Here is an 11,204-nt window from a genome sequence, read left to right as displayed (position 1 = left end):
AGTTGACAACCTATATAGGAACACCCCCCCGCAGACCCCGCGGACTACTGCCCCAGCTCCTTGCGGCGCTCGGCTGCCAGACGTAGGCGCTCGGCCCGGTCTTTGTCATCCTTCTTTTTCAATTCCTCATAAAGTTTTTCGTCGTCGTCGGAGAGCTTGACCGCCTCCCTGACACCCCACGAGGCGATACCTGCAATCGGGAAGACAAGCCAGAAATAGTCCCAGTCGAAGACGAAAAGCCCCAGGAAGAAGAGGATCATCGTCGCTGACCAAATGACGGCATCGATTCGGTGGACTAACCCTCCGCGGCGCTGCAGCCGGTCGAGCTCGGCCTGCGCTTCCGATTCCTTGAACGGGACGACCTCTGCAATTGGATTGTCAGGAAGGTCCTCAAAGAGGGAAGCGATCTCGCCGCGGGTACGCGCAACAGCCGCCTTTCCTGTGCGGTCTTCGAACTCGTTGATATCGATGAGACCGTTAGCGAAGTGGGTGCTGAGGAGGTCTAGCGCATTGTGGCGTTCCGCGTCTCCCACGCGAATGTCTTTGTTCATGCTTTTACACTTTAATATCCAGCGTTCGGATCCACACGGGTAGGAATTTCCTCGCCAGCCTCAAAGGCTGCGGCCACCTTTGCGGTGTGTGCTCCCAAGTGGCGGCGCACCGAGTTACGGGTATTAGCAATGTGCGGTGTAATGACCACACGTTGGTCCTTCCACAGCGGGTGATCATCCGGGAGCGGCTCCGGATCAGTGACGTCGAGCGCTGCGCCGGCAATCTCGCCAGAGTCCAGCGCTGCCAAAAGATCCTCGGTACTGATGAGTGGGCCACGGCCCACGTTGACCACCACCGCATGATTCGGCATTTGGGCAAACACGTCTTTGTTGACCATGTGGTGGGTCTGCGGGGTAAGCGGCGCGATGAGCACAAAGTAGTCGGCCTCAGACCAGACCTTGTCCACCTCGGAGATGGGATAGGTCTCATCCGCGCCTGGAACCGCGTTGCCGGACCGGTTTACGGCGATGATGCGCGGGCCAAAGCCAGAGAGCATCGTGATGAGCCGCTTGCCGATGCCGCCGGCGCCGATGATCGCCACAGTCTTGTCCTCGTGTAGGTAGGACTTGTGATCCTGCACCTCCTCGTAGTTGGAGAAGGTGTCGTTGACATAGCGATGGGCATGCAGCTGCGCAAGCAGCAGCGCGATGGTAGATTCCGCCACGGTGTTATCGAATACGCCAGCGGCGTTGGACCAGATTACGTCGGTCTCCTTCATGACGTCGAGCAGATGGTCTACGCCTGCAGACGGAATCTGCACGAACTTGATGTTCTCCGGCAGTGGCAACGGGAAGTCCGAGCCGTCGCCGTTGTAGATGAGGAAGTCGGCATCGGAAAGCTCCGCGAGCTCATGGCCAGATCCCCGCAAGGTCTCGACGGATTCTTCCCATTGTTCCGGCAACATGGCGTATTTCATGGTCTTCTCCTGGGGTTCTCTGGCTTCTAGACTCTAGATTCGGGAGGCGTAGTTCGACAGGTAGTCGGCGTGGACAACGCTGCGGCGCTGGTATTCCGGCAGCTCCTCCATCTGCTTGCCCAGGATGCCCCGCAGCTCCGCGGAATCAAAACGTACTTCGCCGCGGCCGATGACCTCACCTTCCGGGCCCATGATGTCGATGATTTCCCCGCGGGAGAATTCACCGATGACCTCCGTGATGCCAACCGCCAGGAGCGAATTGCCTCCCTTGGTGACCGCCTGCATGGCGCCAGCGTCCAGGCGCACCGCCCCACCGGTATCGGCGCAGTAGAGCGCCCAGAACTTCCAGGCAGACAGCTTGCGCTCCTCGCGGGTGTGGAAGACGGTGCCCACGGAGGCATCGGCAAGAGCAGGGCCAATGTTATCCGTCGACGTCAGCAGCACCGGGATTCCGCCGCGGGTGGCCAGGCGCGCGGCCGAGACCTTCGTGGCCATACCACCGGTGCCGACGTTGCCGGACTCACCGGCCTCGACCCCTTTCAGGTCTTTGCCCGTACGCACCTCATCGATGAAGCGGGCGTCCGGCTCCGCCGGGTTTTTGTCATAGAGGCCATCGACATCAGAGAACAGGAACAGCGCGTCCGCGCCCATCAGGTTGGCCACCAAGGCGGAGAGCCGGTCATTGTCCCCGAAGTGCATCTCCGAGGTCGCCACCGTGTCATTCTCATTGACTATGGGAATGGTGCGCAGCTGGCGCAGCCGGTCGATGGTGCGCTGCGCGTTGCGGGCGCGGTCCCGGTGCCCCGTATCCGAGGCGGTGAGCAGCACCTGGCCCACCGTGCGGTCATAGCGGGCGAAAGACCGGCCCCACTCGTACGCCAGATGCACCTGGCCCACAGACGCCGCGGCCTGCTTGGTGGCCAGATCAGTCGGCCGGCGATTAAGCCCCAGCGGGCCCATGCCAGCGGCCACCGCACCGGAGGAGACCAGGATGACATCGGAGATGCCCATGCGGGCGTGCACCGCGTCCACAATGTGGTCGATGCGCTCCTGGGAGACCAGGAAGTCCTCATCCGTCAGCGACGAAGAACCAATCTTGATGACTACGCGCTTGGCGTGCGCGATGCGCTGGCGCAGCGGCGAATCAAAGCCGGACGCCGTGGGATTTTCATGCAACGGGTCCGGAAAGGGGGTGTCAACCGTGGGCCCGGAATAAGGTTTTTGGGTTAGCGGAAAATCTTGTTGCGAAGACATGGCCGCCCATTGTACTAGCCCTGCCAGCGGTCCCGGTTCGCCTGCTCGCGGGTGACCTTCTCGTCATCGCCAAAGTCATACTCGTCGATGAGGCCACGGCGAGCCTGCGAAGCGCGCTTACGCTCAGCGGCGGAAACACGCTCGGTGCCGCCGAGGCGACCGTCGAAGCCGCGGCCGGCATCCGTGGCACGGCCGCCAGTCATCGGCTCCCACTCGAAGGTGATGCCGCCGATGGTCACCGGACAGCCCTCAACAGCGCCCTGCTTGAACAGCTCATCTTCCACACCGGCCTTGGCCAAGCGGTCAGCGAGGTAGCCGATGGCTTCATCATTTTCGAAGTCGGTTTGCACAATCCAGCGCTCGATCTTGTCGCCCTCCACCACGAAGGCACCGGCAAGCTCGGGATCAGGGCGCACGGTGAAGTCAGCGTGGGAGCCGGACTTACGCTCGCCACGTGGGCGGATGATGGTGTGGTTCTTATCCGCCTTGACCTTCGGCTGTGTGCGACGGTGCTCCTTGACCATCTCAAGCAGCTTGTACTTGAGCGGATCGAGGCCCTTGCGTGCCACCGCAGAAATAATGAAGACGGGCCAACCGTACTTCTCCTCCAGCTCGGGTTTGACGAACTCGGCCAGTTCTTCCGCCTCCCGAATATCCGCCTTGTTCAAGATAATGATGCGTGGGCGCTGCCGCAGATCGCCCAAGCCAGTGTCCTGGTCCAGCAGTTCTTGGTACTTTGCGAGCTCCTCCTCGAGCGCCTCAATATCGGAAAGCGGGTCGCGGCCCGGCTCCAAGGAGGCAACGTCAACGACGTGAGCGAGCACCGCAGTGCGTTCGATGTGGCGCAGGAAGTCCAATCCGAGGCCCTTGCCGTCAGCAGCGCCCGGGATAAGGCCCGGAACATCGGCCATGGTGAAAGATTCAAAGCCCATGTCCACCACGCCGAGATTCGGCTGCAGGGTGGTAAACGGATAATCACCAATCTTTGGCTTGGCCGCAGAAAGCACGGAAATTAGGGAAGACTTGCCGGCCGATGGGAAACCGACGAGGCCGACATCCGCCATGGATTTAAGCTCCAACACCAGATCACGGGCCTCGCCCGGCTCGCCTTGAAGCGCAAAGCCTGGTGCCTTGCGGGCAGCAGAAGCTAGCGCAGCATTACCAAGGCCGCCAAAGCCGCCTTCAGCGGCTACAAAACGGGTGCCAGGAATCGTGAGATCCGCCAGCATCTCGCCGTCTTCGGAGTAGACCACGGTGCCGGCCGGGACCTCGAGGATGAGATCCTCGCCGCGGGCGCCATTGCGCCAGTCACCAGCACCGTTGTTACCTCGGCCGGACTTCAGGTGCGGACGGTAGTGGAAGTCCATCAAGGTATGCACCTGGGTGGAAACCTCCAGCAGGATGTCTCCTCCGTGGCCGCCATTGCCGCCGTCTGGACCGCCCAGCGGCTTAAACTTTTCACGGTGCACCGAAGAGCATCCGTGGCCTCCGTCGCCGGCCTGCAGGTGAAGTACGACGCGGTCAATAAAACGTGCCATGAAGTTGGTTTCCTCGCACTAACGCTAAGTAGCTGTTTTTCTTAATCTGAGCTGCTCATACTACCATCGGCGGCCGCCCGCTTCCTAGCCTGACGTTCCTCACGGGCTTGCTTACGTCGGCGGCGACGCCATTCCAGATAGATGATGATAAGCAAAGAGATGGCGATGATGCTAAGCGCGGCAATCATCCACCACGACAACTTCGGGCGCCAACCTGTCTCCTCATCATTTGCCTCCATGTACACGCGTTCTGCATGCACGAGCAGGCGATCCGTGTTGATGCCGTACGGGGTGCAGGTGATCAGCGTGATCTGATCCTTGTCAGGCTCATAAGTCACCGCATCGTACTTATCAGGTTTGACCACCTCGCGGCCCACGACCTTGTAATGCAGCAACTCGCCCATCACCTCGATGGTGACGATTTCGCCGTCCTTGAGTCGCGGCAAGTTATCAAACATCGACGCGTCCACCATGCCGGTGTGTGCAGAAATAACGGCATTGGTTCCCTTACCTCCCACCGGCAGTGAGGAACCAAACATGTGTCCCGCGCCGTCGTAAAGCACAGCAGGGGCAGTCGTATGCCGCACGGGAAGATCGACGTTAATTGCGGGAATGCGAAGTCGCGCAATCGCGCCCCCGGCCTCTGGGGCATTGAGCGTTTTCATGTAACGCTCAAAGCCCGGTGAAGAAGGATTCGGTGGGAAAGCATGATGACCTTGCTCCGCCAACCAATCGTTGTACTCATGTGCCTGCTGCACGTAGGCCTCTCGCTGGGCCGGCGGGTCGATGCGTTCGATAGCACGCCGATAATCCTCCGCCTGGCGCTGCAGCTGCCAATCGTTGTACTGCGTCGCCACGATTGGGTACAGCAGCACGAGGATGCCCAGGATAACCAGCCACAGCGAGCTTTTCTTCTTGCGTGACTGGTTCTTCTTCGACTTAGTCTTCGCCATCGGTTTCTTCGCCGTCGGTTTCTTCGTCGTTGCGATTACGCAGGTACAAAGCCATACCGATTGCCAGCAGAATGAGGCCGATGAGCAGCGCCCACACCAGGGTCTGGCGGCCGGTATCCGGCAGCAGGAAGCCGAGGCCTTCCTTCAGACGCAGAGCACCATAGCTATCGTCATCGGAGACGAGGATGTTATTGCCCAGCGCCGTCACAGTAACCTTGCCGCGGTAGTAGAAGTTATCCTCCGTCGACTCCGTGATCTTCACGTCGAAGCTGCAGGTGGTGGATGCCCCTTCAGCGAGATCGCCTGGGGCACAAACCTCAGTGGGAATCGCACCACCTTCCGGCACCACGTACTCGGATCCATCAGCGGCTACCACAGTGCGGCCAGCCAACTCCGGCTCGGTGAGCTTGAGGTCAGTCAGCGGCAAGGCGCCGTTGTTTTCTACCGTGTAGTTGAAACGCATGGTGGTCGCGTCGTCGGGAAGCACCGCGGTATCGGCCACCGTTCCGCTGACCGCACTGATAGGTGCGCCATCAATCTTCTTGGTGATGTTGACCCCAGGGAAGGTATTGATACCGGTCAGTTCCCACTTGCTGCCCGAAGTGGACATATCGCTGACCTTCGCTACCGGCAGGACATCGAAGGACCACTGGCCAGAAGTCACCGTGTGGGTAGTCGGATCGATGGAGTTATTCGCCTTCACATTACCCAGGCGCGGTCCGGTCTCACCCACGGAGACAACCGGAGACGCAGAATCTTGATTCATGACCTCGCCGATGGTGCAGTTCTGATCAACTTCGATGTCACTCAACGTATGCGACTGGCCAGACTTCAAAGTGAATGTCTCACCACAGCTCGAGGAGAACTCGAAGGTCCGCCCCTCTCCTGCCGCGCCAACAGATTGCTTAGTGAAGGTGACCTCAACGCTATCGCGCGGATGCATCGCCTCACCGGCGATGGTCAACACCGGAGCACCCGTCTCAGAGCGCAGCGCGCTATCCAGCCTAAAATCGTAGGTGTATTTCTTCAAGTCACTGGTGACTTTGTCGAGTGGAATATCTGCAGGCTTTACATCCGGGTTATCGGCTGCGGCGCCCTCCTTCGTCCACGTCGCGAAAGTCATGTACGGAGAACGCGTGCCCGCGGTCACTTCTAACTGCACGCGCTCGCGCAGGGCCGAGGAACCACTTGCATCCAAGGTGCAGTCATAGCCCACCGGCAGGTTTACAACCTTGCCACCCGAAGGTGCACTGGCGTCAGCCACCGTCGCACTCGAGTTAGCTCTATTGACGTCGAAGCTCAACGTTTGGCTATCAAAGCCCGGAGCAGTACAGCTGACCTTATAGTCATAGCTATTGTTGCTCAGACCACCGAGGTAGCCATCCTGCAGCGCCGCGAAGGACACGGGGACGGTGCGGCGCGTGTAGGTGTTGGTGAAGTCATAGGAAACCGCCGGTTGGCCCTCTTCACCGACGCGCTTGTCGACCTCACGTGGGTCCTGCTTCCACTCCAAAGCTTCTGGTGTGGCAGAAGGAGCGAGCTCCGTGAAGGTACACCACGCACCGGAAGGAACCTCAACCTCGTCCGAGGTGAAGGTCAACGTGCCATCCGGGAAGGCATTGGTATCGCCCGCATTCAAACTGGTAGGCAGCCCCACGTTAGAGATGGAATAACCCACGCCCTGGCACTGGTAGTCGAAGCGGAACTCTGGGTTGGCCTCGCGCAGCACCTGAAGGTCGTCCGCATTGGCGACGATCTTCTTACTCATCTTGATGGGCGACTTCACGAATTCATAGAAGTTGACCAGTTCGACCTTGTTGCCCAGGCCTCCATCGGAGATGTCGTCCTCAATCATGAACTTCTGCGAGGTGGTCTCACCATCTGCGAGATCGGTATCCGTGTAGGTCATGCCCTCGTCGCGCTGCAGACGCCACTCCACCTTGCTTGGACGCATGTGCGTTTCCAGTTCCGTGCCATCCGGCGCGGTCTGAGTCAAGTTGAGCTGACCGAACTTGTCACCGGTCAGTTCGCATTCCGCGCCGACCGGGATATCAGCAAAACTGGTAGAGCCAGGTCCCTGAATGGTGCTGTTGACCGGGAAAGTTCCCAGCTTGCCCGAACCATCGATAGGCCCTTCTGGGTCACGGCAGACCAATGCAAAGTTGTGGGTATAGAACTGGTCTTTCCAGTTTGCGCCATAGGCTGCCTGGACGTCGACTGGCGTGTTAGCAACCTTGTCCAGGTTCACCTCTGCCAGCTGACGGGTATAGGTATTGACCAACTTCACGTCTTGGTTGCCTCTGACGTCGAAGTTCAGGGAGCGATCGCCTGAAGCGTCCCCGACTTTTACTTCCTGGGTGAAAGTGATGCCCTCGGCAGCAGTGGTCTCACCTTCTGCCGCAACGCACTCGGAACCGTCCGGAATGTTATCAAAGCTCAAGGACTGGCTAGCCGCATCATCAGATTGCGGGGAGCTGACCTTACCGGAGACAGTGATGACGCTGCCGCCACCGGGTGGCGTGCACTTCATCGTGAAATCGAATTGACGGTTGTACTTGACGTCCTTGCGGGCCTGGGAGAAGTAAGCCTCATTGGCAAAGTCGACCTGCTTGGTCACAGCCACGGTGACATCTTGGTAGTCGTAGGTGTGGGTTACCTGTGCAATGGTGGAATCGCCGACGATGAACTCACCAGAAACGATGCGAGCTTCGTCGTTGAAGGTCTGAGACTCGCCATCGACTGAAATGTTGGAATCACGGTCGATGGCGTAGCCATTGCGTTTGCCGTCTTCACGGTTGCTGTCGGATTCGACCAATTGGCACGTGCTTCCCGACGTCACGACGGTGGCTGGCACGGTCTCCTTCGGGTTATCGGGCCCCAGGGTGATAGTGGCGTACTGGCCTAGGTCCAAGGGGCTGCCGTCGTCGGCGGTACAGGTCAATTCGTAGTCGACGTCGCGGAAGAACTCGTCGACGCCTGCCTCAGACTGGGTAATGGTGATGCCCTTACCGGCGGGTTCGAAGGTATTGGTCAGGCTAACGGATTCAGAGTCAGAATCGACTGTAAAAGTCTGCTCCTTGGCGTCGGTTGACCACAGAACGCCGTTGCCAGTCGAAGGAGTGGTTTCAGAGAACGTACATTCATTGCCATAGGGCACGCCCATCGCACCGTCGCGGTCATTAACCAGCCCCGCAATCGTGGGATCGGAGACCTCGGCGACGAGACGTTCGGTCTGCCCATCGGCTAAACGGACAGTACCAGTGAGGTCGACAGGAACATAGCTATCGCTCGTCGTCTCTACCGTGCGGGTACCACAGCGGAAGGAAAGCTCGTAGTCAGCAGGCAGGTTAGCGCCGTTGACGGAATTGTTAACGAGCTTGGTCAAATCGACCGTGCCCGTTTTATTGAAGTAGTGGTTCGACACAGAAACGCGGTTCTGGTTGGTATCCCTGGATTTGTTCACGGTCAAAACCGGGGTGGTCTTTGCTTCCTCATTGTTGAGGGTGGTCACCACGTCAGAAGAATTGGACGCGGAGACCGTGGTGCGGTCAAGCGTGACGTTCTGCTGCGAGGGGCTACCGGATTCGTAGACGTAGCAGTCTGCACCGACGCGCACGCCCTCGATCTTGACCGGATTGGCGGTGTCAGTGGTGATGTTCATGTCGCCTTCGAGGTTGTAGGCGGCATCGTTTGGGTCGGTGCAGCGATAGTGCACCGGGAAGGTGGTACCCGCGTCCAACAAGCTGCTGCCTGGTCCACGCAACTGCTTGATCACACGGACGTCGCGGGTCTTGTAAGAGTAGTGCGCCTCGATACGAATATCGGACACAGTCGGGGTTCCACCTTGCGGATAATCCTTCAGGCGGATGGTGTAGGTGCCATCGGAGTTGGCTTGAATTTGCTGGCCATCAACCCAGACATCGCGGCCGTCGAAGCTAATGCGCTCGGCCTCGGAATCGGAAAGGCCAGACAGTGGCTTGAGCACGCAATCGCGCTCGACTGGGACATTGTTAAAGCTCGTATCGCCGGCGATTTCATCCCCAGTGCCCGTGGCCTGGATCGTGGATTGCTGACTGTAATTGGTGGTCAAACAACGTAGCGAGAAAGAATAATCGCGCGGGCTGCCGAGCTCGTTGACGGGTTCGCCGGTGATGGTCTTTGAGATGTTGACGGTGCCGGGACGGTAGTCATAGTTGTTGTTTGCCTCGATGTCATTCGAGTGATCGGCGGCGTTGACACCGGATTTCAGGGTGACAGTACCAACGGGCACGGCGTCGGTGTTCTGGGAGGTGCCGTTGCCCTTCCAGGTCAGGGTCAGTTCCTTACCTGGACGGGCAGGCGGAGCACCATCAGCAAACTTCTCCGTCAAGGTACAAGTCGCGCCGGCTGGCAGACCTTCAACGGTGTAATCATCACCAGCGGCGAGATCACGAGAATCCTCCAGCTTCATCGTGGGGTAAGCATCGGAGTAGCCGGCCGGGGCGGCGCAGCGGTAGCCCAAGTTGAACTTGCGCGACTGCACCTCGTCGAAGCCGGCCGCGGTACCGGTGACCGTCTTTCGTAGGGTCAGCGAGGAGAATTGGTACTTTGGCTTCCACGTGACGGTACAGGACATGGGAACCGAGTACTTGTTTTGGTAGACCACCTCGGAGGTACCTGCCGCGGCATTGTTGTTGAGCTGGAATCCCGAGGGCACGGAGCCTTCTTTGATGGTGTAATCCGTGGTACCGAGGGTGCAACGCCACGTCGGCGTATAGCGGGCCAGCGCCTTGCTCTTTTCCGTGCCGGTGGCAGCAGACTTGAACACCATGGAATCGGCAGCGACGTTGCCGTTCACATCGGGGGACATGCGGCGCAGCGCCTGGGTGTAGGTGTTCGCGCCTTGCCACGGAACCTTGGTGTCGGTGCTGCCATAGCGGGTGGCCATGGAGAAATCGAACTTGGTCTCTTGACCCGTGATGGTCTTTTCCATCGTGGTATCCGGCTGGACGACGTCGCCGGTCATGCGGCCCATGTTGAGGGCTAGTGCAACGCCTTGGAAGTTGTTGCGAGTAAAGAAGCCGACGTCGAGGCTCGTCAGGCCATCGCCGCCCACGATGTAAGAGCCGGCCTTGCCGGTGTTGATGGAGAATTCCTTGCACACGAAGTCTTTCGGCGTGTTATCGCCGCGATTGTAGTAATCCTCGATGCCGGGGCCGAAGACGTTGCTGGAATTGTTATTGGGATCGCACGCGGAGCGATAACCGCTCGGAGTGAAACGCTTGTACGGAAAAATGGTCTGCCCCGTCTCGGGGGCATCGATGGTCAAGTTTTCCGTAAATAATGACCAACCACGAGTGTCCTGTGCATCGACGATTGAGGTGCGGTAATTGCTCACGTATTGGCCGGTGAACTTATCCTTGACCTTGATGTTGCGAAAGCGCAGGGTGGCCTGCTGCGATGCGGCCGTAATTCCGGTGCCTATACCCCACACCACGCTCGGCTGGATGGCCTCCTGACCAGAACGCGGGACAAAGTAGTCGGTGTCGTTTACATTGCGGCCAAAGACGCCGTCACCCACCGGACCGGAATACGTCTGCAGCTTGGAAGGATCAGTGTTTAGGTCGTAGCCGCGTTCGTCTTTTGTCTCGTACATGACGTCGAAAGTCAGCTCGTAGCGGCCGAGATCCTTCTTCACGGGCTTCGGGTAGGTGGTGACCGAGTTATTGAGATCCGACATGTCGATCCAGCACAGCTGGTCCGCATAGTTGGCGGCCTCACCGGTGCCACTGCGGAAACCGCACTGCTTGTACGTCGCCTCGTTCGTGGCCCAGCCCTTGCTGGTCTGTGCCTCGGCTTCGGGCGTCACCAAGTTATTCAGCGGCGAAGAGGGCGCGACGACTAGCATTAGCGTCACGAACGCCACCAATAATGCGGCGAAAAGGCGCCGAGTCTTGGTGTTAACCGTCATAAATGCTCCTGCGGAAAAGATTGTGTGTGAGGAATGAAATA

Annotated in this window: 6 protein-coding genes; all 6 read right to left on the bottom strand. The window is 59.1% G+C overall.

Going from position 1 to position 11,204, the window contains the following annotated elements; genetic code table 11:
• Positions 1-44 precede the first annotated feature (44 nt).
• From HMPREF2888_RS03380 to HMPREF2888_RS03355, 6 genes are read right to left on the bottom strand one after another with little or no spacing between them, the layout of a single operon-like run.
• Positions 45-551, bottom strand: coding sequence for a DUF1707 SHOCT-like domain-containing protein (locus HMPREF2888_RS03380; protein WP_062037851.1), 507 nt, complete (start codon positions 549-551; stop codon positions 45-47).
• A gap of 11 nt (positions 552-562) precedes the next feature.
• The gene (locus tag HMPREF2888_RS03375; RefSeq protein ID WP_070455906.1) at positions 563-1,468 is read right to left on the bottom strand and encodes a D-isomer specific 2-hydroxyacid dehydrogenase family protein; all 906 of its coding nucleotides are present in this window, start codon (positions 1,466-1,468) and stop codon (positions 563-565) included.
• 33 nt (positions 1,469-1,501) lie between these two features.
• Complete coding sequence (gene proB, locus HMPREF2888_RS03370) at positions 1,502-2,722, bottom strand: glutamate 5-kinase (protein WP_070518253.1); 1,221 nt, start codon at positions 2,720-2,722, stop codon at positions 1,502-1,504.
• Between the two features lie 14 nt (positions 2,723-2,736).
• Positions 2,737-4,260 carry a GTPase ObgE gene (gene obgE, locus HMPREF2888_RS03365; protein WP_061924098.1) on the bottom strand — a complete coding sequence of 508 codons (1,524 nt, stop codon included), beginning with the start codon at positions 4,258-4,260 and terminating at the stop codon, positions 2,737-2,739.
• A 41-nt stretch (positions 4,261-4,301) separates the two neighbouring features.
• Positions 4,302-5,213, bottom strand: a complete 912-nt coding sequence (locus HMPREF2888_RS03360; RefSeq protein ID WP_070455905.1) for a class C sortase — start codon at positions 5,211-5,213, stop codon at positions 4,302-4,304.
• Positions 5,200-11,163, bottom strand: a complete 5,964-nt coding sequence (locus HMPREF2888_RS03355) for a DUF5979 domain-containing protein (protein ID WP_070518250.1) — start codon at positions 11,161-11,163, stop codon at positions 5,200-5,202. The genes HMPREF2888_RS03360 and HMPREF2888_RS03355 overlap by 14 nt, the downstream gene beginning before the upstream one ends.
• Positions 11,164-11,204 lie beyond the last annotated feature (41 nt).

Origin of the sequence: Corynebacterium sp. HMSC077D03 (assembly GCF_001808545.1) — a bacterium.
GTDB lineage: Bacteria > Actinomycetota > Actinomycetes > Mycobacteriales > Mycobacteriaceae > Corynebacterium > Corynebacterium simulans.
This window is presented reverse-complemented; position numbering and strand designations above follow the sequence as displayed.